This window comes from Cryobacterium sp. Y57 (assembly GCF_002929505.1).
In the GTDB taxonomy this organism is placed as follows: Bacteria; Actinomycetota; Actinomycetes; order Actinomycetales; family Microbacteriaceae; genus Cryobacterium.
The window spans coordinates 281838-296664 of sequence record NZ_PJJL01000072.1 but is presented as its reverse complement, the minus strand read 5'-3'; the positions used below and the strand labels follow the sequence as shown (position 1 = coordinate 296664).

At 67.3% G+C, this 14827-nt stretch carries 14 protein-coding genes; 6 read left to right on the top strand and 8 right to left on the bottom strand.

The window, feature by feature from the left end:
- Nucleotides 1-30 precede the first annotated feature (30 nt).
- The gene (locus CXY72_RS17020; protein WP_104128839.1) at nucleotides 31-774 is read right to left on the bottom strand and encodes a dienelactone hydrolase family protein; all 744 of its coding nucleotides are present in this window, start codon (nucleotides 772-774) and stop codon (nucleotides 31-33) included.
- Between the two features lie 93 nt (nucleotides 775-867).
- On the opposite strand from CXY72_RS17020, the gene CXY72_RS17015 reads away from it, so the two are divergent.
- Together CXY72_RS17015 and CXY72_RS17010 are read left to right on the top strand one after the other, a co-directional pair.
- Nucleotides 868-1584, top strand: a complete 717-nt coding sequence (locus CXY72_RS17015) for a FadR/GntR family transcriptional regulator (protein ID WP_104128838.1) — start codon at nucleotides 868-870, stop codon at nucleotides 1582-1584.
- A 12-nt stretch (nucleotides 1585-1596) separates the two neighbouring features.
- A complete protein-coding gene (locus CXY72_RS17010; protein WP_104128837.1) occupies nucleotides 1597-2976 on the top strand; it encodes an alpha-hydroxy acid oxidase in 1380 nt (459 codons plus the stop codon).
- Between the two features lie 104 nt (nucleotides 2977-3080).
- On the opposite strand, the gene CXY72_RS17005 is transcribed toward CXY72_RS17010, so the two are convergent.
- The 3 genes from CXY72_RS17005 to ddaH all read right to left on the bottom strand — a co-directional run bounded on the left by CXY72_RS17005 (nucleotide 3081) and on the right by ddaH (nucleotide 6370).
- Complete coding sequence (locus tag CXY72_RS17005) at nucleotides 3081-4043, bottom strand: acetylxylan esterase (protein ID WP_104128836.1); 963 nt, start codon at nucleotides 4041-4043, stop codon at nucleotides 3081-3083.
- A 146-nt stretch (nucleotides 4044-4189) separates the two neighbouring features.
- Nucleotides 4190-5455, bottom strand: coding sequence for an ornithine--oxo-acid transaminase (rocD, locus tag CXY72_RS17000; protein ID WP_104128835.1), 1266 nt, complete (start codon nucleotides 5453-5455; stop codon nucleotides 4190-4192).
- A gap of 60 nt (nucleotides 5456-5515) precedes the next feature.
- Nucleotides 5516-6370 (bottom strand): dimethylargininase, encoded by an 855-nt coding sequence (gene ddaH / locus CXY72_RS16995; RefSeq protein ID WP_104128834.1) that lies wholly within the window; start codon nucleotides 6368-6370, stop codon nucleotides 5516-5518.
- A gap of 224 nt (nucleotides 6371-6594) precedes the next feature.
- Between ddaH and CXY72_RS16990 the strand changes: the two genes are divergently transcribed.
- A complete protein-coding gene (locus tag CXY72_RS16990; RefSeq protein ID WP_092106650.1) occupies nucleotides 6595-7032 on the top strand; it encodes an Lrp/AsnC family transcriptional regulator in 438 nt (145 codons plus the stop codon).
- A gap of 7 nt (nucleotides 7033-7039) precedes the next feature.
- On the opposite strand, the gene CXY72_RS16985 is transcribed toward CXY72_RS16990, so the two are convergent.
- Nucleotides 7040-7807 carry an ABC transporter permease gene (locus CXY72_RS16985; protein ID WP_104128833.1) on the bottom strand — a complete coding sequence of 256 codons (768 nt, stop codon included), beginning with the start codon at nucleotides 7805-7807 and terminating at the stop codon, nucleotides 7040-7042.
- Between the two features lie 170 nt (nucleotides 7808-7977).
- On the opposite strand from CXY72_RS16985, the gene CXY72_RS16980 reads away from it, so the two are divergent.
- The 3 genes from CXY72_RS16980 to CXY72_RS16970 all read left to right on the top strand — a co-directional run bounded on the left by CXY72_RS16980 (nucleotide 7978) and on the right by CXY72_RS16970 (nucleotide 9807).
- On the top strand, nucleotides 7978-8355 hold the full coding sequence (locus CXY72_RS16980; RefSeq protein WP_104128832.1) for a GntR family transcriptional regulator: 378 nt from the start codon (nucleotides 7978-7980) through the stop codon (nucleotides 8353-8355).
- Between the two features lie 67 nt (nucleotides 8356-8422).
- On the top strand, nucleotides 8423-9448 hold the full coding sequence (locus CXY72_RS16975) for a hypothetical protein (protein WP_104128831.1): 1026 nt from the start codon (nucleotides 8423-8425) through the stop codon (nucleotides 9446-9448).
- Nucleotides 9445-9807: a GntR family transcriptional regulator gene (locus tag CXY72_RS16970; protein ID WP_370446276.1), complete on the top strand. Its 363-nt coding sequence runs from the start codon at nucleotides 9445-9447 to the stop codon at nucleotides 9805-9807. Before CXY72_RS16975 ends, CXY72_RS16970 begins: the two co-directional genes overlap by 4 nt.
- Before the next feature lie 63 nt (nucleotides 9808-9870).
- Here CXY72_RS16970 and CXY72_RS16965 read toward each other — a convergent pair whose 3' ends face one another.
- Genes CXY72_RS16965 through CXY72_RS16955 form a run of 3 tightly spaced genes read right to left on the bottom strand, consistent with a single transcriptional unit; the run spans nucleotide 9871 to nucleotide 14671 of the window.
- Nucleotides 9871-10860 (bottom strand): NAD(P)-dependent oxidoreductase, encoded by a 990-nt coding sequence (locus CXY72_RS16965; protein ID WP_104128830.1) that lies wholly within the window; start codon nucleotides 10858-10860, stop codon nucleotides 9871-9873.
- A complete protein-coding gene (locus CXY72_RS16960; protein ID WP_233197924.1) occupies nucleotides 10857-13706 on the bottom strand; it encodes an alpha/beta fold hydrolase in 2850 nt (949 codons plus the stop codon). Before CXY72_RS16960 ends, CXY72_RS16965 begins: the two co-directional genes overlap by 4 nt.
- A 2-nt stretch (nucleotides 13707-13708) precedes the next feature.
- On the bottom strand, nucleotides 13709-14671 hold the full coding sequence (locus CXY72_RS16955; protein WP_233193205.1) for a 3-oxoacyl-ACP synthase III: 963 nt from the start codon (nucleotides 14669-14671) through the stop codon (nucleotides 13709-13711).
- Between the last annotated feature and the right edge of the window lie 156 nt (nucleotides 14672-14827).

Below are 14827 nucleotides of genomic sequence, written 5' to 3'. Positions count from 1 at the left end.
GAGGCTACCAGTTGCCGCCCGCTAGCAACACTATGAAGACGCCGCGAGGTGCTCGCCGAAAAACGCTTCGATGCGCCTCCAGGCGTCGGCAGCGGCCACCGGGTCGGGGCCGGCGCCGAGGATGCGCGCCAGCACCGGGCGCAGCACCCGCGGCCCGGTCTCGGCATCGTTGAGAAAGGAGTGACCGGCGCCCGGGTATTCCTTGACGTCGTGCTCGATCTTCAGCCGATCGAGGGAAGAATCGAGAGTGGCCGCTGCGCCGATGAGCGACCGGTCGGCGCCGCCGAAGCTGCCGACGATCGGGCAGGCACCGACCAGGTGGTCGTCGAGTTCCTTCGGCAGCCGACCGTAGTTGACCGAGGCGACGTCGAAGCCGCGCGTGGCCGTGGCGAGGGCGAAACCGCCCCCCATACAAAAGCCCAGCACGCCGATTCGACCAGTGCAGTCGTTGCGCCCGCGGAGGAACGTGCGGCCCGACTCGATGTCGACGAAGGCCCGGCCGGCACCGGCCGACAGGGCGCGAAAGGTAGCCACGAGACATGTGCGCGGACCGCCCGCGGTGAACAAATCGGCCATGAGGGCCAGATATCCGGCCTCCGCCATGCGGATCACCTGGCGGCGCATGACGTCGGTGAGGCCGAATGCCTCGTGCACGAGCACGACACCAGGCCACGGGCCGTCGCCCGAGGGAATCGCGAGCACGGCTTTCAGGCCGGCGCTCCCACCCGGTCCGTCGGGCAGTTTCAGGTCGATGAGCTGGGGTGCAGCGGTCATGGTCTCTCCCGGGTTGGCTGAAACTGTATCCCGCAAATCTCGTAAAGTCGTATAGTGTGTGGTCAGACCACAGCTCGTCGACCGAGAGGACCCGTGACCGCGATCAGTCTTCGTGCCTGGCAGGTCGTGCTCGATGCCGTCGAACTCGACCTGCTCGAGGGACGTCTCAGCCCAGGCGATCACCTGCCGCCCGAACGCACCCTCGCCGCCGACCTGGGTGTCGGTCGATCGAGCGTGCGGGAAGCACTGCGGGTGCTCGAGGTCTTGGGTCTCATTCGCACCGCCGCCGGCTCCGGACCCTCGGCCGGCGCGATCATCGTCGCTCGCCCCGGCGGCGGCATGTCGTCGCTCATGCGCCTGCAGGTGGCAGCCCAGGGGTTTCCGGTAGCCGACGTGGTGAAGACCCGCCTCGTGCTGGAAGGTTTCATCGTCGCCGAGCTGGCCGAGGCCTGCCGCACCAGCACTCCCGATTTGACCAGCTCCGCGCAAATCCTCACCGCCATGGAAGAGCATTCCCTTACCGAAGCCGAATTCCTCGCCCTCGACGCCCAGTTTCACCTCTCTCTCGCCGAAGCGAGCGGCAACCTGGTCATCACCGCGACCATGGCCGGCCTTCGCAGCGCCATCGAGGGGTACGCACGGGCTGGCGCGCTGGGTCTGGCGAGCTGGCCGAAAACATCCGCTCGTCTCATGCTCGAGCATCGCAGCATTCTCCGTGCCATCCTGACCGGTCAAGCCGATGCCGCCCGCCTCGCCGTGCAGGCCCACATTTCGGGGTACTACGCCGAGACCCACCTCACCGCACACTAGATAAGGACGACCATGATTCAACGACGCATCCCCAAGATCGCAGACCTCGCCCCGCTGATGAGGTTCAAGACCCCCGAGCTCAACGCGAAGAAGCGCCGCCTCGATGCGGCGCTCACGATCGCCGACTTGCGGACCATCGCCAGGAAGCGCACGCCGAAGGCTGCGTTCGACTACACCGAGGGTGCAGCCGAAGCCGAGATCTCGCTGGGCCGAGCTCGCCAGGCCTTCGAGGACATCGAGTTTCACCCGTCGATTCTGCGCGACGTGTCGAGCGTGTCGACCGGCTGGGACGTGCTCGGTGCCCCGGTTTCTCAGCCCTTTGGCATCGCACCCACCGGCTTCACCCGAATGATGCAGACCGAGGGCGAAATTGCCGGGGCGCATGCCGCGGCCCGGGCCGGCATCCCCTTCGCCCTGTCGACCATGGGCACGACCTCGATCGAAGACGTCAAAGCCGCCAACCCGAACGGGCGCAACTGGTTTCAGTTGTACATGTGGAAGGACCGCGACCGCTCGATGGCGCTCGTCGACCGGGCCGCGAAAGCCGGGTACGACACGCTTCTGGTGACCGTCGACGTGCCCGTCGCCGGCGCCCGCCTACGCGACAAGCGCAACGGCTTCTCGATTCCGCCGGCGCTCACCCTCGGTACCGTCGTCAATGCGTTGCCGCGCCCGGAGTGGTGGATCAACTTTCTGACCACCGAGCCACTCTCCTTTGCGAGTCTCGATCGCTGGAGCGGCACCGTCGCCGACCTGCTCGATTCCATGTTCGACCCGACCGTCGACTTTGAAGACCTCGCCTGGATCAAGGCGCAGTGGCCCGGCAAGGTCGTCGTCAAGGGCGTGCAGAACATCGACGACGCCAAACGCCTCGTCGATCTCGGCGTTGATGGCATCATCCTGTCCAACCACGGCGGTCGCCAACTCGACCGAGCGCCGATCCCGTTCCATTTACTGCCGCGGGTCGCCCGCGAGGTCGGCGCACACACCGAGGTGCACCTCGATACCGGCATCATGTCGGGGGCCGACATTGTCGCGTCGATCGCCCTCGGCGCCCGCTTCACGATGATCGGCCGCGCCTACCTCTACGGCCTCATGGCCGGCGGTGAGGCCGGGGTGGACCGTACGATTGCGATTCTGTCGGAGCAGGTGGCCCGCACCATGCGTCTGCTCGGTGTTAACGCACTCGAAGAACTGAACCCCGGCCACGTGACCCAGCTCTCGCGGCTCCAGCCGGTGGCCGCGCCCCTGGTCGATGCCGCCGAGGCAGTTCCGGCGCGCAGAGCTCCCGTACGCACGAGCGCTGCGCCCAAGCAGACGGTTAGCGCATCCGCTGTCGTCACGAGCGCTCCGGTGAAGCGTGCGCCGAAGAAGGCGGCTCCGACAGAGTAGGCGAGACGGAGTGCATCCGTCAGCAGGTCGGCATCTCACACATGCAACGCGCACCGCACAGTCACCTGACGCGCGTGGGCGTCCCCCAGGTACCGGCGCACGCGTCAGGCGAGACGCTCGCTCAAGGCCCGCAGGGCGAGCGCGTCGTCTTCCCAGGCGCCGCCCTCGTGCCCGTTGTACGGCCAGACCGTGATCTGCTTCGGTCCGGCGTAATTGTTGTAGGCAGCGAACACTGTTGACGGCGGGCAGATCGGGTCCATCAGCGCTGCCGTCATCGTCACCGGCGCGGTGGCGCGCTTGGCAAAGTTGACACCGTCGAAGTAGGCCAGTACGTCGTGTACCTGCGTCGCCCTCAGCCGATTGGTCGCGAGGTACTGGCCGAGTTCACGATACGGCAGCGCATCGGTGATGACGGATGCCCTCGGAAAGTCACAGAGAAACGGCACGCGCGCGACCACGGCGGCCAGATCGGGCACGAGCCCAGCCACAGCGAGCGCAATACCGCCGCCCTGACTGGTGCCCACTACGCCCACTCGCGCAGAGTCGACAAGCTCGAGGCTGCGGGCCGCCGCGACGGCGCGCACCGCATCGGTAAACAGCCGACGGTAATAGTAGGTTTCGCGGAACTCAATGCCACGAGTCATAAAACCGGGTACCTGCGGTCCGCTGCCCGCATCGTCGCGCGTGTCCCCGGTGCTGCCGTTGAATCCCTGACCACGCAGGTCCATGTCGAAGTGCGCGTATCCGGCGGATGCCCACAGCAGGTTCTCGAACGCTTGCCCGCGCCCCCGTCCGTAGCCGTGAAACTGCACGACGGTCGGCAACGCAGCGCCAGTGCCAGCGGGAACGCGTAACCACGCTTTGATCGGCTGCCCGGCAAACCCCGCGAACGTCACGTCGAAGACGTCGAGCGTGCTCAGCCCGCAATCGACCCGTGTGGCGATGGTATTGAGCGGATACCGGTCGGCCTCGAGGAGCGTGTCTGCCCAAAACGCGTCGAAATCAGCGGGGTCGACTTGACCACTGCGATAGGCGCGGAGTTCGGCTTCAGACAGGTCGGTGTACATGATTGCCAGCCTAGGGTGCCTGGCCGCCGCGCCCCGGCCAGTCGTCACGCACCGACACCCCCTTTTCGGCCGCCCCACCGCGCGGCCATCCCACCGCACGGTCATCCCACCGCACGGCCGGGCGGCAGCTGGCGCGGGGCAGGAGCCTACTTGGCTGCGGCGAGGTCGACGAGCGCGAGACGCAGCTGCTCGACGGCCCAGTCCACATCTTCCGCAGAAACCACGATCGGCGGTGCCAGGCGAATAGTCGACCCGTGCGTGTCCTTGGCGAGTACGCCGCGGGCAAGAAGGGCCTCGCAGACCACCCGGCCCGAGGCCAGCGACGGGTCGATGTCGATGCCGGCCCAGAGCCCCACGCCGCGCACGGTGATCACGCCGTGGCCGATCAGTGCGGAAAGCCCCGCGTGCAGGCGCGCACCGAGTTCGGTCGCGCGCTGTTGGTAGTCGCCGGTGGCCAGCAGGTTCACAACGGCCAGTCCGACGGCAGCGGCGAGCGGGTTGCCGCCGAAGGTCGAGCCGTGCTCGCCCGGGTGCAGCACTCCGAGAACGTCAGTGTTGCCGACCACGGCCGAGACGGGAACGATGCCGCCGCCGAGGGCTTTGCCGAGCAGGTACAGGTCGGGCACGACTCCCACGAGGTCGCAGGCAAAGGTCGATCCGGTGCGACCGAGGCCCGACTGAATCTCATCGGCGATGAACAGCACGCCCAGGCGTTTGGTGATCTCGCGCACGGCCGGCAGATACGACGCTGGCGGTACAACGATGCCGGCCTCACCCTGGATGGGTTCGAGCAGCACGGCCACGGTGTTCTCGTCGATCGCGGCTTCAAGGGCCGCGGCATCACCGTAGGGCACGGTGCGAAAACCGGGCGTGAACGGGCCAAAATCGGCCCGGGCAGACTCGTCATCGGAGAAACTGATGATGGTGGTGGTGCGGCCGTGAAAGTTACCGGCGGCCACGATGATGTTGGCCAGGTCGGGCGCGACGCCCTTCACCCGGTAGCCCCAGGCGCGGGCCACCTTGATGCCGGATTCGACCGCCTCGGCGCCGGTATTCATCGGCAGCACCATGTCCTTGCCGGCGAGTTTGGCAAGCGCGGTCACGAACGGGCCGAGCTGATCGTTGTAGAAGGCCCGGCTGGTCAGGGTGATGCGGCCCAGCTGAGTACGGGCGGCGTCGAGCAGTACCGGGTTGGAATGCCCGAAATTCACCGCCGAGTACGCGGCCAGGCAGTCCAGGTAGCGGCGACCAGCGACATCCGTTACCCAAGCGCCGTCACCCGATGCAACAACGACCTCGAGTGGGTGGTAATTGTGCGCGGCGTGCGCGCTCTCCTCTGCGATCAGGGCGGCTGCTGCTGGCGAAACGGATGCGGCGGCTTCAGTCTTCGCGTCGGTCAGGTTCGGGGTCATAGCGTGCTCCTTCAGATTAGTGTTCGCGGTGTTGACAGGCGCGGTGTTGGGGGCGCAGTGTCATCGGCGCAGCTCGAGCGTGCAGCACTTGACGCCCCCGCCGCCCAGCAGCAGCTCGGACAGGTCGACGCCGATCGGGTTGTAGCCGCGGGCGCGCAGCTGGCGTTCGAAATCCTTGGCACGGGCCGCGATGACGACGTTGTAGCCGTCGGAATATGAATTGAGGCCCAAAATGGCGGCATCTTCTTCGGTGACGATGACCGCGTCCGGGTAACGCTCCTGCAGGATCGCGAGGCTCGGCGCGTCGAAGGCGCTCGGCAGGTAGGCGATATTGGTGTCGTCGAGCACGGCGACGGCGGTGTCGAGGTGGTAGAAACTCGGGTTGATCAGGCGCAGGGTGACGACCGGGCGCCCGGCGATGTTCGAAAGCTCGACGTGGCTGTTGGAGTCGCTCCGAAAGCCGGTGCCGGCCAGGATGACGTCGCCGACCAGCAGAAAGTCGCCCTCGCCCTCATTGGTCTCGACCGGTACGCGCACGTCGAAGCCGTTGGCACCGAACCAGTCCATGTAGGCGGGGCCCTCGGGCTGGCGCTCGACATGGGTGAATTTAGCGCCATAGGCCTGATTGTCGATCACGAAGCCACCGTTGGCCGCGTAGACCATGTCGGGCAGGCCGTCGATCGGATCGATCAGCTGCACGTCGAAGCCGAGGCCGACATAGGTGTCGTACAGGGTCTGCCATTGGGCGACGGCGAGCGAGGTGTCGGTGGGCACGGCCGGGTCCATCCAGGGGTTGATGCGGTACACCACGGTGAAGAACTGCGGCTTGCACATCAGCACGGTGCGCTTAGTAGCGATACGCACGGGAACGGCCAGGTCTTCGGCAAGGACGGGGATGGCTGAGTCGATCGACATGAGGCTCCTTCGGGGATCCGCTGGCCTGTCGACCCTCGGAAATCGGGTGAATGGCGGACCAGGTCGCTCACGTGAGCCCGGCACGAACAGCAGTGATCGTTCCGGGACGCCGCTCTTAGTCTCACACAGCATGATTCGACGTTTCACGCTGATCTGCGCAAGAAATCTTCGAGATGAACGGTATTGACGCAATTTTACGTATTACCGCCCCCTAGACTCGCCCCATGGACAACCTCGATCACAGCATTCTCGACCTGCTCCGCCAGAACGCGCGGGCAGGCTACGGTGACATCGGCTCGGTGGTGGGGCTGTCGGCATCCGCTGTGAAGCGCAGAGTCGACCGCCTGGTGGCCGACAAGGTGATTCGCAGCTTCACCATCCAGGTCGACCCGGCGGTCGACGGTATGAGCACGGAAGCCTACGTCGAGCTGTTCTGCCGCGGCACGGTGGCTCCCGACGAATTGCTGCGTATTCTCTCGGGGGTGCCCGAGGTTGTCGATGCGGGAACCGTCACCGGCAGCGCCGACGCCATGGTGCACATTCGCGCCCGCGACATTCCCGGCCTGGAGGCGGCCCTTGAAAAGGTGCGCCTCGCCCCCAACGTCGACCACACCCGCAGCGCGATCGTGCTCTCCCGCCTGATCCATCGCTCAATCGAATAGCGGACTGTTACCCGGGCAGCGGCTTGTGCTGCACCGGAGAGATCAGGTGCAGCAGGGTGACCGCGGCGATCGACCCGGCACAGAGGATTCCGGCGAGCACAACGATCTGAAACCGACCAGCCTCGAGCGGTGAGGCTCCCCCGAAGATCGCTCCGACGAACGCTCCCGGCAGCGTCACCAGCCCCGTGGTCTTGGTCTGGTCGGTGGACGGAATGATCGCGAAGTAGACCGCCCGCCTGGCCAGGTCGCGGGTGGACTGCCGCGGCGTGGCCCCGAGTGCAAGCCAGCCCTCAACCTCGTCCCAGTGATCGCCGACCGCCTCCGAGAAGCGGCGCCCGCTGAGCGTCGCGATCGACATGGCGTTGCCGATGATGATCCCGCCGATCGCGAGCACGTAGCGCGGCGAGAACTCGATCGCCCCGGTCGTGAACACGATGGTCAGCGTGACGCCCACGCCGAGCGCCATCGCCGCGGCCACGCGCACCAGATGTGGGCGGCTGAAGCCGATGCGCCGCGTGACGGTCATGACGGCCGCTGCGAACATGACGAGCAGTCCGACGCCAACCCAGAGCGGATCGTTGATGATGCCGCTGAGAATGAGGCTGATCGCGGCCAGTTGCAGGGTTCCGCGCAGCAAAGCGAGTGCCGGGGCGAACGGATGCTGCGTGCGATAGGCCCGCAGCACCGTCACAACCACCGCGAGAAGCAGCACGACACCGACCAGGGTCGGCAGCAGCCCGGCCAATTCTGCGGGGAGGTCGGCCGGAAAAGTCATGGCTCGAGCCTACGCGGCCACGCGAGAGCGCAGAGATGGTTGTTTCGCTGGAGCTGAAGCAACTCGTTACCCGATTCTGCGAAACATCGCGGAGAACGTACCGTTGGTATGCTGTTGCAGCTTTCGTTGTAGCGAGGCAAAATTGCTCATGACGTCGAACGGAGGGTCCCATGCCCACATCCTTTATTGCCATCGATTCCCGATCGAGCACGCCACCATTCGAGCAGTTGCGCAGCCAGGTCGTCGCTGCTGTGCGCTCCGGCGAGCTGCCTCACGATACCCGCCTGCCCACCGTGCGCGCCCTGGCCGCCGAGCTCGGCCTGGCCACGAACACCGTCGCGCGTGCCTATCGCGAGTTGGAGCGGGACAGTGTGATTGAAACGCGGGGCAGATTCGGATCTTTCGTCGCCCCCAATGTTGATTCGGCCGAGCGACACGCGCAGGCTGCTGCCGACGCGTTCGCGGCACGGATCGAGCAGCTCGGCCTGAGCCCGGCCGCGGCGCTCGTCCTGGTCACCGATGCGCTGAACCGCCGTTCCGACGCCTGACCAGCGGCCTTGCGTCGCGCATGTGCATTGTTACCCTGGTACAGAATTGACACAAAAGGGAGGTTTTGTGGACACGGTCGTACTGATCCTGGCGGCGCTGGTACTGGCGGGTCTCGGCATCCGCTTGATTCATAGCGCACGAGACGAACCACGCAGGCGGATGCTGCAGGCTTACTCCCGGAAGGTCGGGCTCGCGTTGGTCCCTGAGATCGTTCCCGAGCTGTCGGGCCGGATCCATCGCCGCGAACGCGCAGGGGTGGTCGGGTCGATGGTCGGACTCGTTTTGAGCGTCACGGCGCTCGTCGTGACGGACGGCAATCAGAACTTGGGGAACGGGTTTCTGATCGTTGTAGCGATGACGGTCGGATCGACGGTCGCGGTCATCGGTGACGATTCCCGCTTGGCGTTCGCCCCTGTCGCTGACGCGCCACGACTGGCGCGCAGCGCCTCTCCCTGGCTGACCGACTACGTCACCCGGATGCACCGCGCGTTCTCACTGGTCCTGTTGGGCCTCGCCACCCTGAGCTACATCGCCGTGCTTGGGGTCATTGCGATCAACCCGGATCGGGTGTTCGACGACGTCTCGGTGCGCACGATTCTCTGGCCGGCCGGGCTGCTGCTCGCGCTCGCAACCGCTGCGAGCCTGGTGACCTGGGCGGCGGCGAATGCTCTGCTCGGCCGCGGTCAACCGGCCGACACGTACATCCAACTTGCCTGGAGTGATGCTTTTCGCAGCACCACCCTGCGCAGCCTCGTCGAGATTCCCGGGATCATCGCCGCCACGAGCTCCTACGTGTTGTTTCTCTCCTTGAGCGAGGCGATCAACCTGCCGGCGCCCGGCTCGATCGACGAGATTCTGGCCGGCTCGTTCACGATCATGGGCCCGGTACTCCTCGTCGTGCTGGTCAGCTGGAGCCTGACGAGCATGCGCAATCGCAGCACGACGCACTTTCTGCGCAGGCTGTGGCCCGAGACGGCCATCGAACTCGACCACCGTCGCACGCGCGCCGCCGGTGGTGGTGGTAGCGATCGGCCCGATGATCAGGCCGGCGATCGGCCCGATCCGGGCAACCGAACACAGGCTTCCGCATGATGCTGCTGGTCGATCCGTTGTCTGCGACACCGCCCTACGAACAGTTACGGGTGCAGGTGTTCGCCGCGGTGCGCTCGGGAGATCTGGCCCCCGGCGACAAGGTGACAACGGTGCGCAGGCTTGCCGAAAATCTGGGGCTCGCCGCCAATATGGTGGCTCGCGCGTACCGTGAACTCGAGCGTGACGAGGTCATCGAGACGCGGGGCCGGAACGGATCCTTCATCGCCGCGAGCGGAAATGCCGCCCAGCAACAGGTCCAGGTTGCCGCCGCCACATTCGCCGGCAAGGCGCGACAGCTCGGCGTGGAGCCCGAGGAAGCGCTCGCGTTTGCGCGCGCGGCCCTCGGCATCCGCTTGTAGCGCGCGGGACGCACCAACCGGACGGGGCCCGGGCCCCGTCCGCAGTGGTGCGGTGGCGGGAGGCTAGGGGGCCGGGCGGTAGTGGGCGGCCAGGCGGGCGAAGCCCTCGTCGAGCGACACCTCGGGCGTCCAGGCCAGGTCGGCGCGGGTGCGACGCTGGTCGAACCAGTGCGCGGTCGAAAGCTGCTCGGCCAGAAACCGGGTCATCGGCGGCTCATCCGTTCCCGGGCGAGCGCGCCAGATAGCCTCGATGAGCGAGCCGGCGGCGCGGGCAGCGGATGCCGGCACCCGCCAGGCTGGCGCGGGCACGTCGGCCGCGCCGCAGATTCCCGCCAGGAGTTCCGCAATTGGGCGCGGTTCACCATTGGTGATCACATAAGACTGCCCGTGCACACGCTCGGCGGCATCGAGCGCTGCGTGGATCGCGGAGGCTGCATTGTCGACGTAGGTCGTGTCGATGAGCGCCGCACCGTGTCCGAGCAGCGGCAGCCGCCCATGACGGGCACGATCGACGATCCGGTCGATCAGCTGGGTATCCCCGGGGCCCCAGACCAAGTGCGGACGCACCGCGACCACGCTGAATTCGGGAGCATCGGCGGCGAGCGCGAGCAGTTCGGCTCGCGCCTTGGTGCGGGCATAGTCGCCGCGAGCCTGCCCGGGCGCGGCCGGCAGGGCGTCAGAACCCATGATCGAACGGCCGGCATGGGCAACGGACGGCGAGGAGACGTAGACGAAACGCACGACGCCGGCATCCGCTGCGGCCTGCACGACGGTGCGCGTTCCGCCGACGTTCACCGCCTCGAAATCGGCCGGGTTGCCGGTGAGCGATACCTTTGCCGCGAGGTGCACGACCGCCTGCATACCGTTCACGGCGTAGGCGAGGCCGGCATAGGGGGTGTCGGCGGGTGTCGTGATCGAGCCGTGCACATCTTCGACGCCGGGCACGCCGGATGGCCGGCGTTGAAAGGTGCGCACCTCGTGCCCGGCCGCGCTGATGCGGGCAGCTACGGCCCGGCCGAGAAATCCGCTGGCACCCGTGACGAGCACTCTCATGGCTTGACCCAGCGACCGCCAGAGAGGATTCCAGTGGCCCAGCGCGACAATCGGCTGCGGTCGATCTTGGAGTTGTGTCGAATGTCGGTCGGCAGGCCCGGAACCACGAGCACTGCGGCGACCGGTGTGCCGACCATCGAGCGCACGGCAGCGGCGAGCGCCTCGGGTGCCCGGTGCGCGCGGCGGGCGGGCGGCACGGTTTCGAGCACGGCGACCTGCTGCTGGGTGCCGAGAGGGCCGACGCCGACGAACGCTGCACGAGAAACATCAAGCAGGGTTTCGATCCGCTGCTCCGGACCCACCGGGGTGACCACGCCGTCGGCCGTCACGATGACGTGCGGCATGCGGCCCTCAACCCAGAGGCGGCCTGCGCTGTCAAGGTGGCCGACGTCGCCGGTGCGGTGCCAACGTTCGCCCGGTATTCCGCCACGCCGCGAGCCGCGCTCGGTGAGCCAGAGGCGGTCGTAATGGTCCTTCACGTGCGGCGCCGACACCACGATCTCGCCGGTCACGTCGGGTTCCTCCGAGAGGTCACCAACGGATGCCCCACTCGCGTCGAGCGCGCTGATGCGGATGCGAGTGGTCGCAGTCGACCCGCCGACACAGACTCCCCCGGCCGGGTTCGCCGTATCGAGCGCCGGCAGGTTCGCCGTGTTCGGCGGCGCCGGGACCGACTCGCCGTCGCGCGCGACGGCCGGCACCGCCTCCGATTGTGCGACACTCGCCGCCGCAGCCCGAATACCGTCGAGCGTGATGTCGGCCATGAGCAGGCCCTCGGTCATGCCGTACGGCGTGTGCGCGGTCGCTTCCGGCATGAGCGCCGCGGCCTGGGCAAGCAGGCTCTCGGAGATCGGCGCACCGGCCGAGAGAAAATGCTGCACCCCGGCGAGGGCAGCATGATCGGCCGGCGTGAGCGCAGCGGCGGTCGCGACGACGTTCACGAGCGCCGCGGGCGAGAGAAAGACGACCGTCGCGTCGATCGCGGCGACGGCGGACGCGACGGCGGATGCGGTGAGGGTCTTCGGCGCGGTGACATCCATGTCGGGGGTGACCGAGCGGGCACCGAGGGCCGGTCCGAGCAGCGCGAACGGGGCGAATCCGGCGACAAGGCCGGTGCCGACACCGACGCCGTACTGCAGAAAGAGCGCGCGGCTCACGGCCGAGAGCTGGCCGTGCGTGTAGACGACTCCCTTGGCCGGGCCGGTCGAACCGGACGTGAACAGCACGGCGGCCGCATCGCTCGGCGCGGGTTCAGCCGGAAGCGCGTCGCCGGCGCTGAGGCGAGCCTGGCCCAGGCTGATCAGTTCGGCGAGGGTGTGCTCGACGCCGATCAGCCGGGCCATCGGGCCCGGAAAGCCTGCGACCGAAATTTTACGCCCCGGCCACCCGAGCGCACGGGCGGCCAGGAGGCCGGGAGCGGCCCCGACGACGAAGTCGGGGCGGGCGCCGCGCACGGCGCGGGTGAGGCCGGCCAGGCCGAGGCCGGCATCCGCTACGACGACGACGGCGCCGATGCGCACGCAGGCATAGAGCACCGCGGTGAGGTCGGCGCTTGGCGGCACGAGCAGCGAGACCCGGTCGCCGGGTTTGACGCCGATGTGCACGAGTCCGGCGGCAATCTGCCGCACGCGCAGCGAGAGCAGTCGCCAGCTAACGGCGCGAGGGGCCGGCTGCATGTCGACGAGGGCGGTGTCGTCGGACGCCTGTAGTTCGTTGAGGTAATGCCACAGCGGATGCGTCCCCGCTGCTGCCCACGCAGCCAGGCCCCCCGAGACGGGCGTCTCGCTCGGCTCGACCGAGACCGAGACCGAGACCGAGGCCGAAGCCGAACCCGAACCCGAGACCGAACCCTCGAGTGGAGCGCTCACGACAGCATCGCCCAGCCAGAGCAGCGCGGCGGCGGCGTAGTCCGCATCTTCGGCGAGCAGGTGGCCAGCGCCTTCGAACCGGTGCACGCGGGCGTGTGGCATCCGTTCGACCAGATCGTCGAGGTAGCGGTCACTGAAGATCGGGTCGCGCGGTCCCCACAGCAGCAGGGTGGGCGAAGCGAGCAAGCGCACGCCCTCGGCGATGCGGTCGAGTTCAGCCCGGCTCTCGTGCTCGGGGGCAACCGGGATATCGGCGACGAAACCGCCGATGCCGCCGCGGCGCGCGCTCGTTCGGTACGGCGCGCGGTAGCCGCGCTTCACCGCGGCAGATAGCGGCGGATGCGCCAGGGCCAGCGTCGTGGCGAGGAAGGCGGGCGTGGCAACGGTTGCCGGGCCGAGGATGCCGCGCCCGAGCGCGAGCCGCAGCGGCGCCGGAATCGGATCGCCGGCCGGCTGGTGCACTGCAGTGTTCAGCAGCATGACGCCGGCCAGTAGCTCGGGGTGGTCGACGGCCCAGCCGAGGGACACCACTCCGCCCCAGTCGTGGCCGAAAGTGATCACCGGACCGGTCAGTTCGAGCGCGTCGGTCAGGTCGCCAAGGTCCTGCACCCGGCGAGCCAGCGGGCGAAACCTCCCGGTGCGTGCCGAGAAGCCCATATCGAGCTGGTCGACGGCGATCACGCGCCAGGCTGGCGCGCCCGACGCCGCGGCCTCCGTCGCCGACGCCAGCAGACCGCGCCAGAGGTAGGACCAGGTGGGGTTACCGTGCACACACAGAATTGTGCCGACCGGAATCACGCCGAGCGCGTCAAGCTCTGGGCCGTTATCGAGCAGGTGCCAGCCGTGGGTCACGCCGCCAGCGCTGCCGCTCTCCGTGACCTCGGTCAGTCGCGACCACACCGGATTCAGCCCGGGCAGGCCTGCCGGTGGCAATGCGGCCGGGTCCGATATGGCGACGGGAAGACGCCGGGGGCCCACCCTCACCAAACGAGTTCCATCATGGCGGTGTTCAGGCCAGAGCCGACGCCCATGAGCAGCACCCGGTTGCCCGACTTCAGCGTCGACGCCTCCTGCGCGAGCGTGATCGGAATCGACGCCGGGCCAACGTTGCCGAGGGTGGGAAAGGTCAGCGGAATCTTGGTCTTGTCCATACCGGTGGCCTTGATGATGGCGTTGGTGTGCACGCTTGAGACCTGGTGCAGGATGTAGCGATCCATGTTCGACCAACTCCAGTCCCGCTTGGCTTCGGTCCAGGCCGAAACGACGAGTTCCATACCGCCCCTGAGCAACGCTTTCGCGTCGGTGAACATGCCATCGACACTGCCGACGCACAGGTCATTGAATTGGGTTGCCGCGCGGGTGACACCGCCGAGGATGCGGTGCCCGCCGGGGTGAGCATCCGCCGGGCCGAGCACTGCGGCGGCTGCGCCGGAGCCGAGGGTGAGGCTTGCGAACTCGCTCATGAAGTCTTTGCGCTTGATACCCGGGCGGCCGAGGCGTTCGATCGTGTTGGACTGAATCTCGTCAGCGTCTTCGCCGTCGATGATCACTGCGTATTTGATCTGGCCGGAGTCGATGAGCTGCGCTGCGAGGGTCATGCCGTTGACGAAACCGAGGCAGGCGTTTGCAATGTCAAAGTTGATGGCCGACGACGGCAGGCCGAGTCCGTGGTGGATGCGCACAGCGACCGAGGGCTCGAGGTGTTTACGAGTGACCGAAGTGTTGATCAGCAGGCCAACGTCGCTGGGCTTGATGCCGGCCTCCCTCAACGCGATCTCACCGGCCTTGACCGCGGCGTCGTCGAAGGTTTCGTTCGGGCCCCAGTTGCGTCGCTCGTACACTCCGGCCACACGCTGCAGCAGCCCGGTGGGCAGCTTGAGGCGCGTCAAAACAGGCTTCAACCGTCGGTCGATTTCTTCGGACGTCGTAATGAGGGGTGCCATGAGACTGGCTACCGACAACAAAGCGACGTTTCGATGCGTCGTCGTCGCATTTCCGTTCAAGCGTCAACCCCTGTCGAATTGTGGACAGCGGTAATTATACGTCCCCTACCAGTTTGCCCCACTCAACACTATGCCAGGAGCACATAGCCGGTGCGC

What these genes read in the sequence shown, in the direction of transcription:
- CXY72_RS17020 (WP_104128839.1), bottom strand. Translation starts at nt 774, where the DNA reads ATGACCGCTGCACCCCAGCTCATCGACCTGAAACTGCCCGACGGACCG.
- CXY72_RS17010 (WP_104128837.1), top strand. Translation starts at nt 1,597, where the DNA reads ATGATTCAACGACGCATCCCCAAGATCGCAGACCTCGCCCCGCTGATG.
- CXY72_RS17005 (WP_104128836.1), bottom strand. Translation starts at nt 4,043, where the DNA reads ATGTACACCGACCTGTCTGAAGCCGAACTCCGCGCCTATCGCAGTGGT.
- rocD (WP_104128835.1), bottom strand. Translation starts at nt 5,455, where the DNA reads ATGACCCCGAACCTGACCGACGCGAAGACTGAAGCCGCCGCATCCGTT.
- ddaH (WP_104128834.1), bottom strand. Translation starts at nt 6,370, where the DNA reads ATGTCGATCGACTCAGCCATCCCCGTCCTTGCCGAAGACCTGGCCGTT.
- CXY72_RS16990 (WP_092106650.1), top strand. Translation starts at nt 6,595, where the DNA reads ATGGACAACCTCGATCACAGCATTCTCGACCTGCTCCGCCAGAACGCG.
- CXY72_RS16985 (WP_104128833.1), bottom strand. Translation starts at nt 7,807, where the DNA reads ATGACTTTTCCGGCCGACCTCCCCGCAGAATTGGCCGGGCTGCTGCCG.
- CXY72_RS16980 (WP_104128832.1), top strand. Translation starts at nt 7,978, where the DNA reads ATGCCCACATCCTTTATTGCCATCGATTCCCGATCGAGCACGCCACCA.
- CXY72_RS16970 (WP_370446276.1), top strand. Translation starts at nt 9,445, where the DNA reads ATGATGCTGCTGGTCGATCCGTTGTCTGCGACACCGCCCTACGAACAG.
- CXY72_RS16965 (WP_104128830.1), bottom strand. Translation starts at nt 10,860, where the DNA reads ATGAGAGTGCTCGTCACGGGTGCCAGCGGATTTCTCGGCCGGGCCGTA.
- CXY72_RS16955 (WP_233193205.1), bottom strand. Translation starts at nt 14,671, where the DNA reads ATGGCACCCCTCATTACGACGTCCGAAGAAATCGACCGACGGTTGAAG.